Below are 24,202 nucleotides of genomic sequence, written 5' to 3'. Positions count from 1 at the left end.
TGTCGCCGATTGGGACGCCCTGCTGGCACGTCTTCCCGTGTCGGCCAGCTAGCGCGCCGTCCAGCCCCCATCCACCGGCAGCGCCGTGCCGGTGATCTGCGCCGCCGCGTCCGAAGCCAGGAACACCACCATCTCGCCCAGTTGCTCGGGCGTCACGAACTGCAGCGACGGCTGCTTCTCGGCCAACAGCGCGCGAGCGGCGGACTCCTGATCCGTGCCTTCCTTCTCGGCCAACGTGGTGATCTGCTGCTCGACCAGCGCCGTCCGCACCCAGCCCGGACAGATCGCGTTGGCGGTGATGCCGGCGCCCGCATTCTCCAGCGCGGTCACCTTGGTGAAACCGACCACACCGTGCTTGGCCGCCACATAGGCCGATTTGTTCACCGAGCCGACCAGCCCGTGCACCGACGCGATGTTGATGATGCGGCCAGCCCCCTGCTGCTTCATATACGGCAACGCCGCCGCCGTTGCATGGAACACCGCTGACAGGTTCAGCGCCAGGATCGCATCCCACTTCTCAACCGGAAATTCCTCGATCGATGCGGTGTGCTGGATACCCGCGTTGTTCACCAGGATATCGATGCGCCCCATCGTCGCGACGGCGCGGTCGATCATCTCCCGCACTGCCCCGCCCCGCGACAGATCGGCGCCATCGTGCGCTACCCGTACGCCGAACTCAGCTTCCAGGCCGGTACGGATGCGTTCGATCTCTGCCGCATCGCCAAAGCCATTCAACACGATGTCCGCGCCATGCCGCGCCAGTGCCGTGGCAATGCCAAGACCGATACCACTGGTGGAGCCGGTGACTACCGCAACCTTTCCAGAGAACATGGGCGAGCATCCATCGGGGGTAGGCCAGCAGTGTAGCTCCACGGGCCAACCCTTTTGAATGGAACGACCGATGTCGGCCCATGGTTAGAAGATAACGCTCGCTCGATCAACGGTCGCCAGCGGATTGGCCTTTCGCACCGCCTCCAGAAAGAGCAGGAAGTCGCGGTTGAACAGCGACAGGTTGTTGGTGAACGTCACGCACTTTCTGCCCGATGCTTTGCTGAAGCACACCTGCCAGACATAGCGCCCGTAGATCCTGTCGGACGTTCGTGTGACTGAGGTGATCTGCGAGAGCGGAACCGCCGTGGGCACCGGCCCACGCCGCAGGTAGAAGGACTCTGTATCAAAGAAATAGTGCTCGCGATCCTCTTTGCCATCCACCATCACCAGGGTCATGGACGTGCCGGAAATCCGGCGCGGAGCATGCAAACGCAGCCCCGATTTCACGGACGAGCGAGCACTTGCTGCCATTCGCCGAAGGGTGAACCAGAGGATCACCAACGGAAGTGCCGCGAGGACAATAAAACCTACGGTCTTCAAAACAGTTTCCAGCGTGCTGGGCACACAGATCTCCAGGATGAACTTTCAAGCGATGCCCAAGTAGATCCACGTCACGCGTGGATGCTCTCCCTCAGCGCCCCATCACTTCCAATGATCCGGCCCCAGGAACGGCAGGCTCAACACAAACACCGGAACCGCCACAGGGATCAACGCCGCGCCCAGCACCTTGCCCGCCGCCGAACCGACACCCGGCTTGTCCTCCCTCTCCGGCAGGATCCGCTGCGCCCGTGCATTGATCGGCTGTGCCAGCTTTCCCTTCTCCGCCAGTGCCGCAGCCTCCGGCAACTGCACCTGCTCGCCGTCGCCCTCGAACAGCGCGCTGTAATAGCTGCCGCCCTTCCGTGAAAGATTGCAGGCGCGATCAAACGCCAGCGCGTAGCGGGTCCGGTCCATCGGCAGGTAGTAGCGCGCCCGCTCCTCCACGGCCTTGGCCTCGCGCGGGGGGACCTCAATCCGCTCCAGCTTGAACTGCGCGGCCTGCTCCGGCGTCACCTGCTCCGGCCGCAGCAGCAGCGCATAGCTGCCGTGCACCTTGGCCTTGTTGGCCGGGTCGCGCCAGTCTTCATGGAAGTACATCTGCGCGCAGGCCACCGCCTCGCGCAGCGGGCTGTCCATCAGCGCCCGATATTCGCGGAACGGCGCGGCATTGAAGCGCATCGGCGCGTCATAGCGCGGCAGCAGGTACAGCTGTCCGTCTTCGGCCACAAAGGCGCTGGTGACCTCACGGTTCCAGACGTGTTCCTCCGGCCCGCTGGCGCAACCACCCAGCAGGCCAAGGCACAGGGCGGAGAGAATGAAGAAGGACGTTCGCATGTCGTGTTGAAGGCTTCCCTGGGAAAACGGCCCCGCCCGAAGAGCGGCGCCGGTCCGCCATGGTGCCACGCGCCACATCACGCGCCAAACCGGCCCAACCGCCGCATCACAGAATGGACCGGTAGGTGCCGCCCTCTACGCGCACCGCCGCGCCATTGGAGGCCGCGCCCAGCGGGCTGGCCAGCAGTGCCACCATTGCCGCGATCTCGTCGGCCTCGATCATCCGCGCGATCAGCGAACTGGGCCGGTAGGTCTGGAAGAAGCGCGCTTCAATCTCTGCATCGGTCATGCCCGGTCGCGGCGCGGTCTGGCGCAGGTATTCCACAATGCCGTCCGAGCGTGTGGCCGATGGCAGCACGCTGTTGACCGTCACCCCGGTGCCCCGAGTCAGCTCAGCCAGGCCACGCGACACCGCCAGCTGCGCCGACTTGCTCACCCCGTAATGCACCATGTCCGGCGGCGTGAACGCACCTACCTCGCTGGACATGAAGATCACCCTGCCCCAGCTGCGCTCCAGCATGCGCGGGAAGTAGTGCCGCGACAGGCGCACGCCGGACAGTACGTTGACCTCCAGCATGCGCATCCAGTCATCGTCGCTGATGTCGGCAAAAGCCTTCGCTTCGTAGTAGCCCAGGTTGTTGATCAGGATATCGGTATCGGGCTGTGCCGCGATCACGGCGGCCGCGCCCTCGGCGCTGGCCAGATCAGCCACCACCGTAGTCAGTTGCGCGCCCGGCGCCACAGCGCTGATCTCGGCCATGGCTGCCTGCAGCTTTCCCGGGTCACGCCCGGTGAGGGTCACGCTTACGCCTTCGCGTGCCAACGTGCGCGCGATAGCCAGGCCAATACCAGCGGTCGCGCCGGTGACGAGTGCGGTCTTGCCCGCCAGTTGAAGATCCACGAGGTTTATCCTTTGAGCAGGAATTGGGCGTCCCGCGCGCCGAGCGCAGGACTCACCGAAAAAACAGATGTGCTGTCGGGCTTACTTCAACCGCTCCACCAACCGCTGCCCCACCTCCAGCGCCGAGGCCGGGTTCTGGCCGGTAATCAGCTCGCGGTCCACCACCACATGCCCGGTCCACGGCGTGGTGTTGCTGCTGAACGTCGCCCCCGCCTTCTGCAGCGCGGTCTGCGGGTAGAACTTCATCTCACCGCCACCCAGCAGCGGCTTGGCCTGCTCTTCTTCCTGGTTGCTGATCACCGTCATCTGGTAGCCGCGGTAGATCCACTTCGGCGTGGCCGGCATCGCGCCCGCCTCCAGCTTTGCCACGAAACCACCGGCATCCGGCAGCGTGGACAGCAGCGCGATCGGCCCGTGGCAGACCAGCGCGGTGGTCTTGTTGCGCTGGTGGAAGTCGGCCAGCAACCGGCCCAGCGCCGGGCTCTTCAGCAGATCCTGCATCGGTGCGTGGCCGCCGGGAATGTAGACCGCATCGAACCGCGAGTAGCCCTGCTGCTCAATGCGCGCCAGGCTGACCACCGGCGAGGCCGTCGGCGAGGTCAGCGCCAGTTTCTCCAGCAGGTCCTTGTGCAGTTTCAGCTGCGCCGCATCGTTGCCGAAGTACGCCGGCGTCACCGAGGACGCATCCACCGTCGGTGCCCTTCCCTGCGGCGTGGCGAAGGTCACCTCGTGGCCCGCGTCCAGCAGCAGCTTGACCGGCTGCATCAGCTCGTTGAGATAGAAGCCGGTGGACAGCACCTTGCCGTCCTTCAGGTCCAAGTGGTTTTCGTCGGACAGCACCACCAACACGTTGGCGGCATGCGCGCCGCTGGCGGCCAGGGTGAGGGCCAGCGCAGCGGCCAGCCGGGTCATCAGGTTCATGGGGAGCTCCTATCGGGGAATGGCGGCCACTTTATTCATTGCCCCAGCGGCGATAAATTGGCCCCATCGCAAAACATCTGTTCCCCGGAGAACCAAATGAGCCGCAAGTTCGACTACCTGGGCGATGTGGAGGTGTTCCTGGCGGTGGTCGAGCACGGCTCGTTCACGGCCGGCGCGGTGGCACTGTCCACCACGCCCTCGGTGCTGAGCCGCGCCGTCACCCGGCTGGAAGCGCGGTTGGGCCGGCAGCTGCTGCAGCGGACCACCCGCCGCGTGGGCCTGGCCGACGCCGGGCGGCTCTATCTGGAACAGGTGCGCACCGCCTTCGGGCTGCTGGACGACGCCGAGCGCGACGTACTGGCCCAGGACGGTGCGCTGGCCGGCCGCGTGCGCCTGAGCGTGCCCACCACCTATGGCCACTACCGGCTGCCGCCCGTGTTGGCGCGCTTTGCGCAGCAGTACCCGCAGGTGCAGGTGGAACTGAACATCACCAACCGCAACGTGGACCTGGTGGCCGAAGGCTTCGACCTGGCCATCCGCCTGGGCCAGCTGCCGGACAGCGGGCTGGTGGCGCGAAAGCTGGAAGACGCGCCGCTGCTGCTGGTGGCCGCGCCGGACTATCTGCAGCGCCATGGCACGCCGCAGACGCTGGACGACCTGCAGCAGCACCTGTGCCTGCCCTTCGTGATGCCACGCACCGGGCGGCTGGCGCCGTGGATCTTCCGCGACGACGGGCGCGACGTGGACTGGTTGCCACGTTCGTCCATCGAGACCTCCGACGATGTGCTGGGCGTGGTGTCGCTGGCCGAACAGGGCATCGGCATCTGCCAGAGCTATGAATTCATCGTGCGCGAGCGATTGCGGCGCGGGCAGCTGGTGGAAGTGCTGCCGCAGCTGCGTGGGCGGTCGAGACCGTTCTCGGTGATCTATGCGCCCCATCGGCGGCAGTCGGCGGCGGCGCGGGCGATGATTGAGTTGCTGGTGGGGAATGCGGCTGAGGCTGGCGTTGGTTGAAGCTGCGAGCTTGTTAACAGTGTCGGGTTTGAACCGATTTTCGGGGTGTGCGGCTGATCGGGCGCCGTTGCCACTCGGTGCGGATTAAGAAATGTTGCAAAGAAGGCTGTCGCGCTATTCGCTTGTGGCGTGGGCGATTGCGCCACGTTGATTCGCAATCAACAGATCAGCTGCGCGAACGCGTCTGACACTGTCGCGTGCCGCACGAATGGCGCGTGCAACAATAGTTCTCCGCTCTCGGATTCCGCGATTCCTTCGCGAATTTCTATTGGCATTCAGAGCGACGGCGTAAACACCATGACGCGCCACCGACAACGGGTGGCCGGGTCTGCAAACCCGCATTGATGTACGCGTCTGTAGTTTGCGCTTGCCCGCCGGCACCGCCCTTAACCGGTGCCGGCGGGCAATCCGTCGGCCTTTCTGGCGGGCGGTGCGTGGGGGTCTTCGGATCCACCGGTTCTATGACGCTACATCATCCCGGTTTGCAGCCATGCATCGTCCGCCACCTCTTCACGGTGGCGCTGTTAAGCACAGCCACGGAAGCCGACGCCATGAACGAATCCGACACCTTCTCCTCGTACACCGTTGTTGAACCCGTCAACGACGACACTCCCCTGCCCCACCTGAACTCCCTGCTCGGCATCCTCAAGCGTATGCGTGGCTGCGAAGGAGCTGATGGGCATCCTTGGCCGGAGAACGATGTGTCACCCGGCCGCCGCGTGAGCCTCGCCAGGAGCGAGCGTGCGATGGTCGGGGCACTCACGGTCCTGGAACTGCTGCACGCGGCGGACCGCTGCCGGGTTGCAGCGGAGCCGGAGCGGCATTTGGATGAGGGGGTTGTTGATGGGTTGTTTTTGGCTTGCCGGGGACTAGCTGAGTGGGCTTGTCATGGGATCAGACCAGAGTAGTTTCCCTTGGCAGCGCAGATCACTGCTAACAAGCCCAGCGCCCGCTTCCGGCCAGAAGCGGTCGCTTGAGTTACAAAACACAGCGCACAATGGGGGGGGGCGTAGTCAGAAAATCGAGACCGTGACACGATCTGGTTTCGTGCGGCTACCTGCGACGATTGGGCGTAGCACCGAGGCTCACCCCGGTCGCATGCGACCATTCGGACTTATGATCTTAAGATGAGAGAAAATAATCGCATGAAACTCCCGCCAATGTTCGACGGCGTCAAAGATGGTTCAGTAGTTTGGAGGCGCATTTCAGACATCGACCACGAGCTACTCGGCTACTTCCTGACGTGCCATCTATTGATCGAGCACTATATGGATGAGTATCTGAAGGTGACTCTTCCTCAGCTAGATTGGGAGAAGTCCAGGCTTACCTTCGGGCAGCGGATTAGCTTGCTGAGATGGGAGGTCCTGGTACGTGAACAGAAGTATGACCCGATCCCTGCAATCAAGCACATGAATACACTTCGGAATAAGATCAGTCACCGGCTGGAAATAAAGCTCGACACCGAGGCACTATTGCCACTCGTTGATTACATGCAGAAGGTGACCCACCCTCGTCCATTTGAGGTCCCAGCCCACCCCAAAGAACTGCTTGAAACGTTCGTGGGAACGTGCTGCGCTACGTTTGCGAGTCACTTATCCTTTCAGCATCGAAATCCACCGAACAACTAGAGTCGGCTATACTGTGCTGTCTAGCGCGGGCACGTCTTCTTTCAGCCAGGAGCGGTCGATCGACCCTTGAATCACCACGACCAGCGAAGCGAGTTCCGTTTGAATGAATCGCTAGACCCCGTCACCAGGCACCCAGTTGTCAGCCAATATGAGAACATCATGACCTAGTGCCAGCAATTTGTCCCGAAACGTGTGCACGTGAGACGCGCCGCAAATGAAGACAACCGGGAAGTGATCCGAAGCTACTAATCTTGAAACCCAAAAATTTTCGCGGATGTCATACGAACGACGAACTTGGGCCTCGACCTCATCAGGGTCTCTGCCAGCGAAAAATCCGGCAAGCTCAATTTCATTGCGCTGTTGAATGCCTAGCCGCTCCCTGTCTTCAGGCGATGGGTCAGCCAAGTCATGAGCGATGCCGAGCTCCCCTGCAATGTGTTGGGCCACGGACTGCGCCAAGCCATTCTCAGCCAGACCAGCACTGCTCATCTCTTCAGCAATTAGAACTACATTCTTTGTGACAATCACCTGCCGCAGGTAGTCGCGAAAAGCATCGATGGCATCCGGGGGAACGTTGGGAGTGGCACGCTGAAATTCATGACTTGTGCCGACGATCAGCACAGCGGGCATAGGGGCTTAACTCCTTAAGCCGAGCAGCGAAGCGGCTTCGACTTGAATGAATTGTTAAAGGTCGCCCTAGTAGCCCAAGGCATCACGCACTCTTGCTCGGTCCGCGGCAATCTCTCCTGAGAGCTTTGTATGTGACGGCTCATCAAGCGGTAGCGCAAGAGGAACCTTGAAAGTGAGGCGGTTGGTAGCAGCACTGGAATTGGCAGACTGACCTCCCGCTCCAAGCGAAAGGATAGTGGCGACATTGAGCTTGGCTTGAGCGCTTGTCCCGGTGTTCTCTGCGACAGAAACCGCAACATCAAAGTCGACTAGGAAGACGTGGTGTAGATCGTCGACCGAGGAGAAATAAGAATTGCCGCCCTTCAAAGGATTCTGAGTTGCTGGGTTGACAATGCCACCCAAGGCGCGCACGTCAATCTGTGCATCCTTGACGCCTGTGGCAATCTGCACAAGGGTTTCCCTTACGAATTCCTTTAGATCCATAAAGCACTCCAATTACCCAATAGACGGACCCTTGGCTCCGGCGATACGACTTGCTCAAAAAGCAACGACTGACGAACATCTTCTTTCAATCAATTTGTTTTTAGGGCGATTGGGTCCGGCTAACAAGCCGGCGTGCGACCGGACCCAAATAGGCATGCGGTCCGGTTAGGCTTGGGCCTCAAGTTCGACTTCATGGAAGTAGCCCTCGCCTTTCTTTGCGCCTGAAATCCAAGTGCAGTAATAGCTGCCATCTGCGACATGTCCAATGTTGACAAGCTCATTGTGTCTATTGGATGGGGGAAGCTCTGTGATAGCCCGAGCCACAACAACCATTTTCCTCGGCTTCCTATCCGACTTGTGCACGACGGGGTCGCCTGACTTGAACGACATGCTTGCTTCTCCTTAACTCGCCCAACCACCCAATAGACAGACCTGTCGGCCCGGTTATGAGACTTACCCACAGAACGCCGCAAGGTGGGTTTTCCTTGACTCAGCTAGATCTTAGCGCCGCAGGGTCCGGCTAACAAGCCAGTGAGTAATCGGACCCAGCGGCAGCCTCAGTTGCCGCGCCGATAGGCGCAATGTCTGCTATCAGTCGCATCACACCCAGCTTCTCGAGCTAGGCGAACGCTGGCCAATCCCTCTACCAGGAGTTGACCATGGTAATTTTTCATACACCTGAACCCTTCGAACCCTGGAAAAAAGGAAAGCTAGTCGGCCAGAAGGCCCCACTGAAGCTGAAAGACATTTGGGCTACCCGGATCAGATGTTCCATCATTGCAAGAGCTGATGTCTTTCCACTTCCCCAAGACCGCTCAATAGAAATTACAAATCCCGCGGTAGATGAGACCCGATCCAGCGCGCTTGTTGCAGCCGCTGCAAAGCAACTTCGCTGAAGTCTATCCCGCTCAATTGCAGCGACACCGGCAAGAGCCTCATCTGGACTGACCGCGCCCATTGCTTGATTCATCGGTGAATCCGTCCTTAGACCTTCCCTCAAGTGGGCAGATACGATATCTAACGATGCGAGGGGCGCTGCTCGGCTGACTTTAGAAGCCTGCTACAACGAGGGCGCCTCTCGGCGCCCTCGTTCTTTCAACTCACTCCCACTCTATTGTCAGCAGAGTGATATTTCTCTTACACATCTATTTCCTGCATATCACCGAAACCATGATGCCATGAGAAATGCCATGAAGTGCAAGCTACGGCCATACTCTCCCCTTTAATGCCTTAACCGACGTCGGATACCGGCTTCAGTATCTTGTTGTTCAGCTTCACGCTCATACGTACTGACCATTGACATCAGCAACGATGACGACACGAAGGGATGCGTAAATTGCAAGGCGTCGACCCAGGCGCGATATTTGTCTGCAAGTTCCCGCTCCTGTCCACCGCCTTCCCCGCGCCAATGGACGCCGCGCGCGTTGTATAAACCCGTATGTGCGCCGCTGCTGATGTCCTCGGACCGCAGGTCCTCCATCACATCGCGAACGGCTTCGTTCGGCCACACGCCATCCTCGCCAGCCGGTGCGTTAGAGAATAACTTTCCAAGGCACACGTCCGCGATCTCCGCGCGGTCGACTTCAGCACAAGACCGCCTTACCGTTGCAACCCATTCTGCGAGCTTTTCCTGCTGTTCCTCTTTATTTACTTTGTCTTGACCAGGGATACGTTCAATGGCTTCAAGGAGGCGGTACCCGCGCTGTGCCAAATGCTCGCGACCTTCTGTAACGCGAAACTCGGCGGGATCTTCGCCACGGTCCTTGCGCTTATAGGCCCACACTACAGCATGCACGAACAGTTCAGGATGTTCCTCAATGTAGCGCTCAAGGTTTGGAATCTGCTGCTGGCCTCCTCCTCGGAAAGAGCGAGCCAGAACCTCTAAATATACGAACTCCAGTCCAGCTTTTTCCTCTAGAGTGAGGTCTGAGTTGCGATTGAGAAGCTGGAAGGCGCGCTGCACATCGTAGTCGTGCAGCTGGTAATCTCCAACTTTGTCCTGGCTACTTTTCGCCATAGCAGATAGCATCTGCACAAGGAGGGCCGGGTGTATTTCTTCGAGCTTGAAATGCATCGACGCGAAGGCTGCCCTAGGACGTTCGACTTCAAGCAGGCGGCGAACGCTCTCGTTGTTTTCCTCAGGCGAGTCAAATGAATATTGCGGAACCACTTCAACCCAGTACCGACTCCGAGCTTCAGCCGAAAGTTGATCTACAAGCTCCCACGTAGAAGCCCGGTAAGGCGAAAGGAGCAAGAGACGGAGCGCTTCCTCTTCGGCAACTTTACCCCGAAGGCTCGCATATATGGCCATTCTCCCATCCTCGTCCAACGACCAGAGCGCCCCGGCGACGATACCATCACGACCCGAATAATTTTCAGCCTGACGCAGGCATTGCAAGATCAAATCTTCAATCTGCTCGTCGGTAAGTATGCCGGACACTAGATGAGCGCCGATTTGGCGTTGGGAATTTCCTTTTTCAGAGAGCGCGAGAATGCCCGGAATACCTCGTTCTTGCACAATGTCTGTCAGGGCTTCAACGCGGAGCTTTTCTATGCGCTGCTCACGCGCTCGGAAGTCCATCTCGTCTCCTGCGAGTTCGTCCGCCGACTCCTCAACCCATCCCTGGCGAAATAGCCACTCATACTTGTTCACAATGTCCTTGGGCTGCAACTCGGCATAGACTGCCTTGGCTTTTTCCGTCAGGCCCGCTTTGCCTTCCTCATTGACCTTTTTACGCCCCCGGCGAGAGAGAACAGTCACACGAATTTTCTCGCGTATCTTCGCAACTTCCACGTCAAGAGCGCCCGCGTTGCGCCACTCGTCGATGATGTCCCATACGCGCGCCTGATCCTCCGACGCGAGTGCATGCAGCCTTGACACAAGGTCACATAACATCTCGACAGTGTAGGACGGCCTGCTTAGCGCGACTTTCACGATCTCTCTGACGAATGCATGGATCGGTCCCCATGTCTTGAAAGGCTCCCCGAATCCGTAGCCGTCAGGACGCCACTTCGGCTTATGGCTATAGCCGCCCACGCGACTGCCATAATCACCGAACTGCTGGAGACAAACCCTCCACCCGACCGTTGGGTGCTTATCCAAAAGCATGTTAACCGCCTTCAGGCGCATCTCGTGGTTTGCCGCCGTCTGTGGCATCCATGCACGAAGAATGGAGCCAAGCGATTCGATAGGCTTATTTGCCCAGTTATCGTTAATCTCCACCTCAGAAAGCTGACCCAGAATCTTCACTACCCGCGGAAAGGTGGTCGGATTCCAAGCAAGTCCTTCGAGAGCCCAAAGCAGTCCAGTGCGCGGACATGAACCAAAAAGCCCGGTATCGGCAGGTCTTAGCAAACCCGTGACTTCAGACTTTTCTGCTCGCAGATCACGCTCGATGATATCAAGGAACTCAGCGGGAGCAGCTTCTGCATAAAGCGGAAGGTCGCGCCCGTTAGCCTCTAGCTTTCTAGTTGTTACAGGGACAAGAAGATCACGCACGATTTTCGCGGATTCAAATTCCCCATCAAAGCCAAGATGCTTCCCGAAGAGATTCTTGCCGTACACAGACAGCAAAACCAAAGTCTCGGAAATGCCTTCTCGCACTGCCCCAGAGAACTCTCGTCTTTTGCCATGCATGGCCGCCGCCCAACGATCTTCCTCGGGCAAGTCGAGGGCAGGATCATCTTCACCCAGTACAGTCCGCGCAACGTCAAGAAAGCGGTCAAGATCGACCTTTGAGACCGCGCCCGCAATTGCGAAGAGGGAGTCGATTTTCGAAATCACCCCCCGGTACCCACCAATTGACCAGACTGGAGAGTCGTTGAGCCGCAACAAATCAAGAATGCGCTTTTCCAACACCTCAAAAGGTGCCTCAGCCAGGTGGGACAGAATAGTTCGATCCGCCTTGTTCTGGGCGTCCCATGCGCCAACAAGAACAAGCGGAACAAGCCCCGATGCGATTCTTGGATCTTCAGCCCAAGCAGGTGTGTGGATTGCCGGAATATTCGAGAGTTGACGTCGAAGAACCGTCAACGAACGCCCCGAGGCGTTAGTTAGTTTCGCTATGTCATCGCGCGATTTTCCCATCGCTTCCAGAGCTTTAGTGAACGGCTCGAACCCGAGCGGCTCCAACACGACATGAGGCTCCACGCTAGTAGCATTGCGGGGATAAACAACAATGGTTCGCAGCAATGTGCTGTAGGGCCCAAGCTCACGCTCCACTTCCCGCGTATGGGCTACTGCAATGAAATCGGTAGTGCCTTGGGCGAGTTTCGGCAGTACTCCTGCCTTGTCAAACACCAACACCCGATCCCTATACTGTTCAAGCTCGGGGATTGCCAGGACTTGATTTAAAAACGCCAGCGCCTCTTCAACGGAGTCAGCCGCTATTACTAAGGGGTTCGCATCGTCTTTCGCTAGGAATGATTGGATCCTTCCGTTCCACGCCTCGTTCGCCGTAGCAAAAAGATAAGGATGAAGCACGGGGGCCGCTACGTTTGCCCAATCGCTCCAGCAACGCTCCAGGGTTCTGACACCATTAGAAGGCCGATCCGTCTGGTTCGCAAACCAGGTCTGGGCCGCGAGTGATTGCTCCATCCACTGCTCAAGATCACTGGCGTCGTATGCACGAATGTCTTTCCAGAGCTTCTTGCCCTTCATTTCCGCGATCCAGGCAGCCTTACCCGGCCACCGTCGTGGAGTGACAAAAACAAACGTAATATTTGCTCTTTCAGCGCTCTTGATCGCCCGGACGCTTTTTGCAAAATCCCCGTCTGCCTTGGCCTTAACGTCCGCGGTGACACCGAATTCCCACCCAGAGGTGCCAGAAGGTATCCAGGGCGTGCCGGAACTAGCCTCAATGAAGCCGTCCCAGCCGGCACGCTCCGCATCGTCGTTACCGGGGAAATCCACTTTCTGAAGATCGCGACCCGTGGAGTGAATGAGCGTTCGCAGCAGCACCGACAGCTTAGTGCGTGCAAGAATTGTCGTTGCAAACCAATTTACGAGATCGTTGGCCTGGACATTCAAAAAAGGAGGCACGTAAGTGCGCGCCTTTTGAGCTGCGCCTGCCGTTTTATCAGCTTGCGCATCATATTCTGTCTGAAAATCGAGAATGGCCTTGGCGGAAATCCCGAAAGCACGTTGGAGACGTGCCGCCATATCGGGCGTTGCAGATACCTTCCCATTGAGGAAATTCGATAAGCCCGGACGGCTAACGCCGATCAACCTCGCCACCTCAGTAACCGTGAGCCCGCGAGGATCAAGGACATTTTTCCGAACATAGGACCCGGGATGAAGGGGGAGGGAATTATCAGTCATGGCCTGCGCCTCACCGTAAAGTGTAATGTTACACATTACACCTTAGCGCCCAAGCCGATCCCTTGCAATGTCGGTTCCAGCCGAGACGTTATCGGCCGCCGCCTGCGCACCTCTGCGGCGGCCGCAGCCGGAGGACACCCCCGGTCATAGCAGCGCCCGCCAGTGCCCGCCCTGCGATAGCACCCGCGCTTACGGCTCCGCCACCGGACCGAGAATAGAAAAAGCCCGCAGTTACGCGGGCTTAGAGGTGCTTTCGTGCTGTTTGGTGCCGGTCTATGCCTTACGTGGGATCATTCCCACTCAATGGTCGCCGGCGGCTTCCCCGAGATGTCATAAACCACCCGCGACACCCCCCGCAGCTCATTGATGATCCGGTTGCTCACCGTACCCAGGAACTCATACGGCAGATGCGCCCAATGCGCGGTCATGAAGTCAATCGTCTCCACCGCACGCAGCGCAATCACCCACTCATAAGCGCGCGCATCACCCACCACGCCCACCGACTTCACCGGCAGGAACACGGCAAACGCCTGGCTGGTCTTGTCGTACAGGTCGGCCTTGCGCAGCTCATCAATGAAGATGGCATCGGCCTTGGCCAGCAGCTCAGCGTACTCGCGCTTCACTTCGCCCAGAATGCGCACGCCCAGGCCCGGGCCCGGGAACGGATGGCGGTAGACCATGGTGCGCGGCAGGCCCAGCTCAACGCCCAGGCGGCGCACCTCGTCCTTGAACAGCTCGCGCAGCGGCTCCACCAGGCCCAGCTTCATGTGCTCCGGCAGGCCACCCACGTTGTGGTGGCTCTTGATCACGTGCGCCTTGCCGGTCTTGCTGCCGGCCGACTCGATCACGTCCGGGTAGATGGTGCCCTGCGCCAGCCACTTGGCGTTCTTCAGCTTGTTCGACTCTTCATCGAAGATCTCGACGAACAGGTTGCCGATGATCTTGCGCTTGGCTTCCGGGTCGCTCACGCCTTCCAGCGCGGCAAAGTAGCGGTCGGCGGCATTCACGCGCACCACCTTCACGCCCATGTGCTCGGCGAACATCGCCATCACCTGGTCGCCTTCCTGCCAGCGCAGCAGGCCGGTATCCACGAACACGCAGGTCAGCTTCTCGCCGATGGCCTTGTGCAGCAGCGCCGCCACCACGGACGAATCGACGCCACCGGACAGGCCCAGGATCACTTCGTCATCGCCCACCTGTTCGCGCACGCGGGCGATCTGGTCGTCGATGATGTTGGCGGCGGTCCACAGGGTCTGGCAGCCGCACACGTCCACCACGAAGCGGCGCAGCAGCGCCTGGCCCTGCAGGGTGTGGGTCACTTCCGGGTGGAACTGCACGCCGTACCAGCGCTTCTCTTCGTTGGCCATGGCGGCCACCGGAATGCGGTCGGTGGTGGCGGTGATGGTGAAGCCCGGCGGTGCAACGGAGACGTGGTCGCCGTGGCTCATCCAGACATTCAGCTTCGGCTCGCCGCCGTGGTCGCTCAGGCCCTTGAACAGCGCATCGGGGTTGATGACGTTCACTTCGGCGTGGCCGAATTCGCGCTGGTCCGCCGCTTCGGTGGCACCGCCCAGCTGCGCGGCCAGGGTCTGCATGCCGTAGCAGATGCCAAAGATCGGCAGGCCGCTGTCGAACACTTCCTGCGGCGCGGCCGGGGCGCCCGGCAGCGTGGTCGATTCCGGGCCACCGGACAGGATGATGCCCTTGGCGCCGAAGCCGGCGATCTCGGCCGGGTTGTGGTCCCACGCCCAGATTTCGCAGTAGACGCCCAGCTCGCGGATGCGGCGGGCGATCAGCTGCGTGTACTGCGCGCCGAAATCGAGGATGAGGATCTTGTCGTTATGGATATTGGTCATGGTGCCGTTCCAGTGGTGTTTTTCGCAGCGCCCGGCGCTTCGAGGCTCTGCGTCAGCGTGGCGATGAACGCCTCGCGTTGTTGAATATGTGAGGGGTCTTCCTCGTCCCAGCGCAGCATCAGCAGGCCGTGCGGTGCGTTGGGGTTGGCGCGGTCAGCGCGCGGCAGCTCGGCGATTTCCTGCACTTCGGTGCCAGGTACGAGGCGACGTTGCAGTGCGGCCATCGAGAAGCCCGAATCTGCAGCGCCCCAGGACGCCCATTGCACGCTCATCCGTGCGGGCTCCAGCGCGCCCAGTACTGGCGTCAGCACCGGATCATCCGGCCCGTGCAGCAGCTCGGTAATGCATTGCAGCGTGACCTGCAGCGGGCGCTCGCCGGTGCCTTTCAGCAGCCAGCGCTGTTCGCCTGCGGCCTGCACCTGCCAGCCCTTCGGTAGCGAGAACGCGTTCTGGCACGCCTGCACGTGCTGCACTTGCGAAACCGCCGCGCCCGGAGACCCGGAGCGCGGCGGCGGTTCGGACACCGAACAGCCTGCCATCAGCAGGCTGCCCGTGATCGCAAGAGCAGTTCGCAAGCGCATCAGGCGCGGTAGTTCGGCGGCTCTTTGGTGATGGTCACGTCGTGGACGTGGCTCTCACGCTGGCCGGCGCCGCTGATCTTCACGAACTTGGGCTTGCTGCGCATGTCTTCGATGGTGGCGCAGCCCACGTAGCCCATGGTGGCGCGCAGGCCGCCCATCAGCTGGTGGATGATGCCGCCCACCGGGCCGCGGTACGGCACGCGGCCTTCGATGCCTTCCGGCACCAGCTTGTCGGCGGTGGCAGCGTCCTGGAAGTAGCGGTCCTTCGACCCCTTTTCCATGGCAGCCAGCGAACCCATGCCGCGGTAGCTCTTGTACGAACGGCCCTGGTACAGCTCGGTCTCGCCCGGCGATTCCTCGGTACCGGCCAGCAGGCCGCCGACCATGATGGTCGAGGCACCGGCGGCCAGCGCCTTGCCGATGTCGCCCGAGTAGCGGATGCCACCGTCGGCGATCAGCGGGATGCGGTCCTGCAGCGCTTCGGCCACCAGGTCGATTGCAGTGACCTGCGGCACGCCGACGCCGGCAACAACGCGGGTGGTGCAGATCGAGCCCGGGCCGATGCCGACCTTCACTGCGTCCGCGCCGCTGTCCAGCAGCGCCAGTGCGGCTTCGCCGGTGCAGATGTTGCCACCGATGACCTGCACGTTCGGGAAGTTCTTCTTGACCCAGCTGACGCGGTCCAGCACGCCCTGCGAGTGGCCGTGCGCGGTATCAACCACGATCACGTCCACGCCGGCGGCGACCAGCGCTTCCACGCGGCGGTCGGTATCGCCACCCACGCCGACGGCAGCGCCGACCAGCAGGCGGGTCGACAGATCCTTGGCAGCGTTGGGGAAGTCGGTGTTCTTCTGGATGTCCTTGACGGTGATCAGGCCACGCAGTTCGAACGAATCATTGACCACCAGCACCTTTTCGATGCGGTTGCGGTGCAGCAGCTGCAGCACTTCGTCAGACGCGGCGCCTTCCTTGACCGTGATCAGGCGATCCTTCTTGGTCATGATGTGGCGGACCGGATCGTCCAGCTCGGTCTCGAAGCGCATGTCGCGGTGGGTCACGATGCCGGCCAGCTGGCCGTCGCTGCCCACCACCGGCACGCCGGAGATGTTGTGCGCCTGGGTCAGGGCCAGCACGTCGCGGATGGTGGTTTCCGGGCCGACGGTGATCGGGTCGCGGATGACACCGGCCTCGAACTTCTTGACCTTGGCCACTTCCGCGGCCTGCTGTTCCAGGCTGAGATTCTTGTGGATGATGCCCATGCCGCCGAGCTGGGCCATGGCGATGGCCAGGCGGGCTTCGGTGACGGTGTCCATGGCGGCGGACAGGATCGGAAGCTTCAGCTTCAGGTCTCGGGTCAACCGCGTTTCGAGGTTGACGTCCTTGGGCAGGATGGTCGAGTGGGCGGGGACGAGCGAGACGTCGTCGTAAGTGAGTGCTTCAGCCTGGATGCGCAGCATCGGCATACCCGAGATGTGGGGAAGCGCGACATTTTACCCTGTTTTCGCGCCGCGTGGCAGGGGGTAGATGCGACGCAGTGTCGCGCCGGCGGCGATTGGTTCAGGGGCCCGCCTACCACTTTGGTGGGTGCGGACCGTTGGTCCGCACTGCCCTTCAGACACCTGTGCCCCAGCATTGCGCCGACCAACGGTCGGCACCCACCTTAAGAGGATCACTCGGGCCAGCCCTGGAGCGCCTGTGGTAGGTGCCAACTTTGGTTGGCACCTACCAGGAGCGAGTCATCGGCCTGCCTTTGGTGGGTGCGGACCGTTGGTCCGCACTGCCCTTCAGACACCTGTGCCCCAGCATTGCGCCGACCAACGGTCGGCACCCACCAACAGCAGATCTCCCCAACCGCAGGTCAGCTCAGCGCTTCCGCCGCTTCCAGGGTGTTCTGCATCAACGTGGCCACGGTCATCGGGCCCACGCCACCCGGCACCGGGGTGATCCAGCTGGCCCGCTGGGCGGCGGCCTCAAACCCGACGTCGCCCACCAGGCGGCCGTCATCCAAGCGATTGATACCCACATCGATCACCACCGCGCCCGGCTTCACCCACTCGCCCGGCACGATGCCCGGGCGACCGACCGCCACCACCAGGATGTCGGCGTTGCGCACGGCCTGTTCCAGCACGTCCTTGGGGGTGAACTTGTGGCAGCTGGTCACGGTGCAGCCGGCGATCAGCAGCTCCAGGCCCATCGGGCGGCCGACGTGGTTGCTGACGCCCACGATGGTGGCGTTGCGGCCGCGCACCGGCTGGTCGGTGTGGCCCAGCAGCGTGGTGATGCCGCGCGGGGTGCACGGGCGCAGGCCGAACTCGCGCAGGGCCAGGTGGCCGACGTTTTCCGGGTGGAAGCCGTCCACGTCCTTGCGCGGGTCGATGCGCTGGATCAGCCGGCGCGCGTCGGGGATGCCAGGCAGCGGCAGCTGGATCAGGATGCCGTTGATCTTCGGATCGGCGTTGAGCTGGTCGATCAGGTCGAGCAGCTCGGCTTCGGTGGTACCGGCCGGCAGGTCGTAGTCATGTGCTTCGATGCCGACCTTCTCGGCGGCACGGCGCTTGTTGCGCACGTATACGGTCGAGGCCGGGTCGCCACCCACCAGCACCACGGCCAGGCCCGGGCGGCTGCCACCGGCGGCCACGCGGGCGTCGACGCGCACCTTCAGGCTGTCGAGCAGGTCCTCGGCGATGCGGCGGCCATCAAGGATGCGGGCAGGATGCTGGGGGGCGGAATCGGTCATCGGGGGCAGGCGTGGGGCGGCGGGGACGCTATTGTCCCTGATTCAGGCCCCCTCGCCCACCGCCACGGCATCGACCGACCCGCCCCTGTAGAGCCGAGCCTACGCTCGGCTCACGCGCGCAGCGCGCCTTTTTCGCAACCCGGCCGAAGAGCAGCCGAGCATCGGCTCGGCTCTACAACCGTCCGACCCGCCCTTGTAGAGCCGAGCCTACGCTCGGCTCACGCGCGCAGCGCGGCTTTATCGCAACCCGGCCGAAGAGCAGCCGAGCATGGGTTCGGCTCTACAACCGATCCGCCCGCCCTTGTAGAGCCGAGCCTACGCTCGGCTCACGCGCGCAGCGCGGCTTTATCGCAACCCGGCCGAAGAGCAGCCGAGCGTGGGTTCGGCTCTACAACCGATCCGCCCGCCCTTGTAGAGCCGAGCCTACGCTCGGCTCACGCGCGCAGCGAGGCTTTTTCGCAACCTGACCGAAGAGCAGCCGAGCATGGGCTCGGCTCTACAACCGACCGCCCCGCCCGTGTAGAGCCGAGCCTACGCTCGGCTCACGCGCGCAGCGCGGCTTTTTCGCAACCTGACCGAAGAGCAGCCGAGCATGGGCTCGGCTCTACAACCGACCGCCCCGCCCGTGTAGAGCCGAGCCTACGCTCGGCTCACGCGCGCAGCGCGGCTTTTTCGCAACCTGACCGAAGAGCAGCCGAGCATGGGCTCGGCTCTACAACCGACCGCCCCGCCCTTGTAGAGCCGCGCCTACGCTCGGCTCTACTCTTCCTCTTCCGGCACGTCCTGCGGGTTCAACGTCTTGCTTGCCCGCTTCGGCGCGGTGAACGGCGTCGGCGTCGGCACGCCCTGGCCGGAATTGCCGAACACCATCTTGGCCCCGGCATTCAGACCACCACCGGCAATTTCCAGCTCGAAGCGCTCGGCATCGCGGCGACGGATCTGCTCGGCAATCTCCACCGCATCGTCTTCGTCCGCACCCAGTTCCACCAGCGCGGCCTGGCCGAACAGCACCGCCGATTCAAACGTCTCGCGGATCTGGAAATCGACGCCGGCATGGATCAACCGCAGCGAATGCTCGCGGTCGAACGAGCGCACCATCAGCTTGGCCTGCGGGAACTCGTGCGACACCAGCTCAACAATGCGATCAGCCGCCTCGGCCTTGTCCACGCACACCGCAATCGCACGCGCGGTCGCCGCGCCCGAGGCATGCAGCACGTCCAGTCGCGTACCGTCGCCGTAGTAGATCTTGAAACCGAAGCGCGCCGCGCTCTGGATCATCTCCACATCGTTGTCGATGATGGTCACGTCCACGTCGCGCGCCAGCAGCGACTGGCTGGCGACCTGGCCGAAGCGACCGAAGCCGATCAGCAGCACGCTGCCGGACAGGCCGTCGGCCTCGTCCACGCCATCCATGTTCACCGTCGGCTTCGGCGCGATGCGCTTGTAGACCAGCACCACCAGCGGCGTCAGCGCCATCGACAGCACCACCACGGCGGTGAAGTTGGCATTGATCTCCAGGTTGATCACGCCGGCCGAGGCGGCGGCGGAAAACAGCACGAAGGCGAACTCGCCGCCCTGCGCCATCAGCACGCCGCGGTCCAGCGCCTGCGCGTGGTCGCTGCCCATGATGCGCGCGACCACGTAGATGCACAGCGCCTTGGCCGCCATCAACGCCAGCACCAGGCCGAGGATCAGCTGCCAGTTGCCGGCCACCACGCCCAGGTCCAGCGCCATGCCGACGCTGAGGAAGAACAGGCCCAGCAGGATGCCGCGGAACGGCTCGATGTCCGCTTCGATCTGGTGGCGGAAGGTCGACTCGCTCAGCAGCACGCCGGCCAGGAACGCGCCCATCGCCATCGACAGGCCCGACAGCTGCATCAGCAGCGCCGCGCCCAGCACCACCAGCAGCGCGGCGGCGGTCATCACCTCGCGCGCCTTCGATTCGGCCAGCACGCGGAACAGCGGGTTGAGCAGGAAGCGGCCGACCAGCACCAGGCCGACGATGGCACCCACACCGATCGCCACCGACAGCCAGCGCGAACCCTCGCCATCGGCACTGCCCGCACTGGGGCCCATCCAGGCCACCAGCGCCAGCAACGGCACGATCAGTAGATCTTCGAACAGCAGGATGGAGACGATCTTCTGCCCCGACGGCAGCGCAATGTCGCCGCGCTCGGCCAACAGCTGCATCACTACTGCGGTGGACGTGAGTACGAAACCGGTGGCACCGATGAAGGCCACCTGCCACGGCAGGCCGAACAGCTTGGCGATGCTGGTCAGCACCAGCGCGCAGGTGACGATCTGCAGCGTGCCCAGCCCGAAGATTTCCTTGCGCAGGCTCCACAGGTGCGAGGGCCGCATTTCCAGGCCGATCACGAACAGGAACATCACCACGCCGAGCTCGGCGGTATGCAGGATCGCCTGCGGGTCGGAGAACCAGCCCAGCCCGAACGGTCCGATCGCCAGGCCAGCGGCGAAGTAGCCCAGCACCGAGCCCAGGCCGGCCCGGCGGAACAAAGGCACCATCACCACCGCCGCGCCCAACAGGGCCACGACCTTGACCAGCTCGCTGGTCGCTGCTTCTACCGCCATGCGGTGTGTTCCCCAAGATCCAGAATCGGGTTCAACAATAGAGCAATGCCGATGACGGCAATAGCACGCATGTTGCGCCGGATTGTCTTGGAAGTGGAACGATGCAGGGAGTGACTCCCAGCATCATCCCGAAACCATGCACATGCTTGGGTGGGCGCCATGACCTGTAGAGCCGAGCCCACGCTCGGCTGCTCTTCGTGCCGAGGCCAGAAGCAGCCGAGCATGGGCTCGGCTCTACAGTAGATCCACGCCATGCGTGGATGACGCACAACCGCCGCGCCCCGGTAGATCCACGCCATGCGTGGATGAATCCCCGGCCGGGTTCACCCACCCCGGCAGAACGCGGCGTAATCGATATATCCCGGGAACGGCACACCAGGCGCGCACACCGGGCAGTGCGGGTCCGGCCGGATGCCGGTCTCGCGGAAGCGCATGCCCAGCGCATCGAAGCGCAGCAGCCGACCCACCAGCGGCTCGCCAATGCCCAGCAGCAGCTTCAGCACCTCGGTGGCCTGCAGCACGCCGGCCAGGCCAGGCAGCACGCCCAGTACACCAGCCTCGGAACAATTCGGCGCAAACTCTGGAGGCGGCGGCTCGGGGAACAGGCAGCGATAGCAAGGTGCCACGCCGCGCTGGCGGCCGGCGTCAAACACGCTTACCTGGCCGTCAAAGCGCTCGATGGCGGCATACACCAGCGGTTTGGCGTGCTTGATGCAGGCGTCGTTGAGCAGGTAGCGCAGCGGGAAGTTGTCCGAGCCATCCAGCACAACGTCCACGCCCTCGAGCAGCGCATCCACGTTCTCAGAGGTCACCCGCTCCGGGACCGCCTCGACCTCGATGGAGGGATTCAGCGCCAGCAGGCGCTCGCGAGCGGAATCGACCTTGAGCTGGCCGACGCTGGCTTCGGTATGCACGATCTGCCGGTGCAGGTTGCTGCGCTCCACGCGGTCGTGGTCGGCAAAGCGCAGGTGCCCTACCCCGGCGGCGGCCAGATAGAAGCCGGCTGGCGCACCCAGGCCGCCCGCGCCCAGCACCAGCACGCGTGATTGCTGCAGCCGACGCTGGCCGGCCTCGCCCACCTGTGGCAGCAGCAGATGCCGCGAATAGCGATCAAAGAAATCGCGGTCGGCGGCGCTGGCCAGCGGCTGCACCAAGGGCAGCGACTGCTCGCGCCAGGCCACGGTACCGCCCGTCACGGAAGCGACGTTTGTGTAGCCGGCCTCCAGCAGGAACTGCGCGGCATCGGCCGAGCGCTTGCCGCTCTGGCAGATCAGCAGGATTTCCTGATCGTGCCGCGGCAGATGCGCGGCCGGGTCGGCCTGCAGCTCGCCCTTGGCCACGCCGCGCGCGCCCTCGGCCATCCCGCCGGCCCGTTCATGCGCCTCGCGCACATCGATCAGCACCGCGCCGTGGGCCAGGCGCTCGCGTGCCTGCGCGGGGGAAAGCTCTTGGATGCTCATGCACGAATTATCGCAAAAGTACGGCCAGGCACAGGGTCCGAACCCTGTTCACATAAGAGGGTTCGGACCCCAAGATACGCCATGATGCGCCACCTGCCTTCCCCGGCTGCGGAAACCACGCGGGTCGCACTGGCGGTCCTGCATGCAGCCGCTGGACTTCCGCCCATTATCCACTTTGGGAATTGCTACCCTGTCGATGTCCATTAGGCGCTGGGCGAATTCAGTAGCGTTCTGTATCCGGCACCAACGAGGGCCGAAGCCGGCTGAGGAGATACCCTCGTAGACTGGCGGCAACAGCTGCCCATGCACCTGACCGCCTCAACTATTTGAGCTCGGCCAGAAGAAGGCTTGTTGTCTCCTGTTGCGGTACACCATGTTGAAGAAGACAACCGAGAGTACTCATTGTGCGAAACGGATCCGTTAGAAACGGCAGCACGCGCCCCACAATTCGATCAAGCTTTGCAAGCTTCCAGGGATCTCGGCTGGGAGGCACCAGCTGATGGAGGTAGTCATTGCGCATCGCATTCACCTCAATCATCACCGAAACGAACTCCTTAAATTCCGCGCCTCGCAAGTTCGGCTCTGTTTCGGCTGAAACGACCTTATGTAGCAATCTGAGGTGTTGCCGGTGCCCTTGGATCTTCACCTCTTCTACTGCACCGATGTCGCTCGCCACGGCAAGGACAAGATAACGCTCGACCACTACTTCAAAGGCTGCGTTCACGACGACCAAAGCCTCCGCCGCAAACCCTGACTGGAAGAGCTGCCGAGCCCGAGAAGAAACGAATCCAAGATCGACAACCCTGCGGCCATGTTCGCCGGATACGGTTGATAAAGCCGCTCTCCCCTCCCAACGCCCTTGAACCTGAAACGAAGCATCGTTCTGGCTCGCAAACCCCTGAATCCTTATCTGGCCGTCGTCGCGTCTCGCAAATGTGAGATTAGAACGTAACAGCGCATCTTCTGTTACGTGCCCAGGCACGTTCCCCCCATACTCAAGTGCGAACGCTTGAAGCGCAACATTGGCTGCATCAGCAATGACGTAGGTGAGGTAATAGGGAGCCATATGAATCAGCCAATCGATTGATGGCCCCCTTGCCTTGCTTCTTCCCGAGCGCGCCAAATGCTGCTCTAACTGATCACTCACAAAAGGCGCGACCCGCTCCTCGATGCGCGCAAGCTCCCCCCTGAAAATCTTGAGTAACTGTTTAGCAGAGATCTCTATCTCGATCATCGCTGCCTTGAGGACTCTCAGAGGAATCGGATGCTCCGGCAGCTCGGCTCCCACTGCTTCGCAGACCAAGGGAAATACATCACCCGCTTCGGCCGGCAGATTGTGGAGCCGCACCTGCAATGCGACTGGATCACTTTCGGGGCTGGCTCGATGTTCAATCAACGTCTCCAGCCGACCTGCCAGATGCTGCCACCCCCGTTCCAGAACGACGCAAAAAATAAGGCTATCGATCTTTGAGATACGCGCATCGACCACTAGGGGTTCATTTACCCGGCAAACTCCAGATTCGATCGCTGCGCGAAGGAGTTGGAACAGATGATTCTGGGATTCATGAGGAATAAAGCCCCCGTCCCAGTCATATCCTGTGACGCGCCCATCAGAAGAATAGACCTTAGTAGCACACGTGATATGAGGCTCTACTTCTTCGCAGATCTTGTTTGCAATTCTTTCACGGAGAGTCTGAAAATGCCGATTTCCTTCGGCGCAAGGAATCCAGGAACTATTGGCCTGATAAGCGACATGCACACCGCGCCAACTGTAGACCTTGGTCACGATAGACACATTCGAAAGCTCCATATCCATGCTTGGCTGCGACATGCGCGTCCATACTCCCTCTGTTTACTTGTGAGCTGTTTGCTTG

19 protein-coding genes are annotated in these 24,202 nt (G+C 61.7%); 3 read left to right on the top strand and 16 right to left on the bottom strand.

Annotated features, from left to right (window positions below):
- Positions 1-48 precede the first annotated feature (48 nt).
- From ACM0PK_RS11730 to ACM0PK_RS11710, 5 genes are all read right to left on the bottom strand, one after another.
- On the bottom strand, positions 49-831 hold the full coding sequence (locus tag ACM0PK_RS11730; protein WP_414607371.1) for a 3-hydroxybutyrate dehydrogenase: 783 nt from the start codon (positions 829-831) through the stop codon (positions 49-51).
- Positions 832-915: 84 nt separating this feature from the next.
- Complete coding sequence (locus ACM0PK_RS11725; protein ID WP_414607372.1) at positions 916-1,395, bottom strand: hypothetical protein; 480 nt, start codon at positions 1,393-1,395, stop codon at positions 916-918.
- A 78-nt stretch (positions 1,396-1,473) separates the two neighbouring features.
- Entirely contained in the window at positions 1,474-2,205 is a 732-nt protein-coding gene (locus ACM0PK_RS11720) for a hypothetical protein (RefSeq protein WP_414607373.1), read from the bottom strand.
- Positions 2,206-2,311: 106 nt separating this feature from the next.
- Entirely contained in the window at positions 2,312-3,106 is a 795-nt protein-coding gene (locus tag ACM0PK_RS11715; protein ID WP_414607374.1) for an SDR family NAD(P)-dependent oxidoreductase, read from the bottom strand.
- An 81-nt stretch (positions 3,107-3,187) separates the two neighbouring features.
- Positions 3,188-4,027 (bottom strand): type 1 glutamine amidotransferase domain-containing protein, encoded by an 840-nt coding sequence (locus ACM0PK_RS11710; RefSeq protein WP_414607375.1) that lies wholly within the window; start codon positions 4,025-4,027, stop codon positions 3,188-3,190.
- A gap of 96 nt (positions 4,028-4,123) precedes the next feature.
- Here ACM0PK_RS11710 and ACM0PK_RS11705 point away from each other — a divergent pair, with 96 nt between their 5' ends.
- From ACM0PK_RS11705 to ACM0PK_RS11695, 3 genes are all read left to right on the top strand, one after another.
- Positions 4,124-5,041 carry a LysR family transcriptional regulator gene (locus tag ACM0PK_RS11705; protein ID WP_414607376.1) on the top strand — a complete coding sequence of 306 codons (918 nt, stop codon included), beginning with the start codon at positions 4,124-4,126 and terminating at the stop codon, positions 5,039-5,041.
- Between the two features lie 551 nt (positions 5,042-5,592).
- Positions 5,593-5,949, top strand: coding sequence for a hypothetical protein (locus ACM0PK_RS11700; protein WP_414607377.1), 357 nt, complete (start codon positions 5,593-5,595; stop codon positions 5,947-5,949).
- A gap of 237 nt (positions 5,950-6,186) precedes the next feature.
- Positions 6,187-6,669, top strand: coding sequence for a hypothetical protein (locus ACM0PK_RS11695; protein ID WP_414607378.1), 483 nt, complete (start codon positions 6,187-6,189; stop codon positions 6,667-6,669).
- A gap of 111 nt (positions 6,670-6,780) precedes the next feature.
- Here the strand turns inward: ACM0PK_RS11695 and ACM0PK_RS11690 are convergent, their stop codons facing one another.
- From ACM0PK_RS11690 to ACM0PK_RS11640, 11 genes are all read right to left on the bottom strand, one after another.
- Complete coding sequence (locus ACM0PK_RS11690; protein ID WP_414607379.1) at positions 6,781-7,299, bottom strand: hypothetical protein; 519 nt, start codon at positions 7,297-7,299, stop codon at positions 6,781-6,783.
- A 66-nt stretch (positions 7,300-7,365) separates the two neighbouring features.
- A complete protein-coding gene (locus tag ACM0PK_RS11685) occupies positions 7,366-7,782 on the bottom strand; it encodes a hypothetical protein (RefSeq protein ID WP_414607380.1) in 417 nt (138 codons plus the stop codon).
- 670 nt (positions 7,783-8,452) lie between these two features.
- Entirely contained in the window at positions 8,453-8,752 is a 300-nt protein-coding gene (locus ACM0PK_RS11680; RefSeq protein ID WP_414607381.1) for a P-loop NTPase fold protein, read from the bottom strand.
- Positions 8,753-9,004: 252 nt separating this feature from the next.
- Positions 9,005-13,102 (bottom strand): HigA family addiction module antitoxin, encoded by a 4,098-nt coding sequence (locus ACM0PK_RS11675; protein WP_414607382.1) that lies wholly within the window; start codon positions 13,100-13,102, stop codon positions 9,005-9,007.
- A 290-nt stretch (positions 13,103-13,392) separates the two neighbouring features.
- Positions 13,393-14,958, bottom strand: a complete 1,566-nt coding sequence (guaA, locus tag ACM0PK_RS11670) for a glutamine-hydrolyzing GMP synthase (RefSeq protein WP_012479957.1) — start codon at positions 14,956-14,958, stop codon at positions 13,393-13,395.
- Entirely contained in the window at positions 14,955-15,431 is a 477-nt protein-coding gene (locus tag ACM0PK_RS11665; RefSeq protein WP_005416249.1) for a hypothetical protein, read from the bottom strand. Before ACM0PK_RS11665 ends, guaA begins: the two co-directional genes overlap by 4 nt.
- 107 nt (positions 15,432-15,538) lie before the next feature.
- Positions 15,539-16,996: an IMP dehydrogenase gene (gene guaB / locus ACM0PK_RS11660; protein ID WP_005416248.1), complete on the bottom strand. Its 1,458-nt coding sequence runs from the start codon at positions 16,994-16,996 to the stop codon at positions 15,539-15,541.
- 401 nt (positions 16,997-17,397) lie between these two features.
- Positions 17,398-18,276, bottom strand: a complete 879-nt coding sequence (gene folD, locus ACM0PK_RS11655) for a bifunctional methylenetetrahydrofolate dehydrogenase/methenyltetrahydrofolate cyclohydrolase FolD (protein WP_049402332.1) — start codon at positions 18,274-18,276, stop codon at positions 17,398-17,400.
- A 759-nt stretch (positions 18,277-19,035) separates the two neighbouring features.
- On the bottom strand, positions 19,036-20,868 hold the full coding sequence (locus ACM0PK_RS11650; RefSeq protein ID WP_414607718.1) for a monovalent cation:proton antiporter-2 (CPA2) family protein: 1,833 nt from the start codon (positions 20,866-20,868) through the stop codon (positions 19,036-19,038).
- 323 nt (positions 20,869-21,191) lie between these two features.
- Complete coding sequence (gene moeB / locus ACM0PK_RS11645; protein ID WP_414607719.1) at positions 21,192-22,328, bottom strand: molybdopterin-synthase adenylyltransferase MoeB; 1,137 nt, start codon at positions 22,326-22,328, stop codon at positions 21,192-21,194.
- Positions 22,329-22,650: 322 nt separating this feature from the next.
- Complete coding sequence (locus ACM0PK_RS11640) at positions 22,651-24,144, bottom strand: hypothetical protein (protein WP_414607720.1); 1,494 nt, start codon at positions 24,142-24,144, stop codon at positions 22,651-22,653.
- Positions 24,145-24,202 lie beyond the last annotated feature (58 nt).

This window comes from Stenotrophomonas sp. FR010 (genome assembly GCF_047520755.2).
Lineage (GTDB): Bacteria > Pseudomonadota > Gammaproteobacteria > Xanthomonadales > Xanthomonadaceae > Stenotrophomonas > Stenotrophomonas sepilia.
Note: the sequence above shows the minus strand (reverse complement) of the source record. Positions and strands in the feature narration are given on the sequence as shown.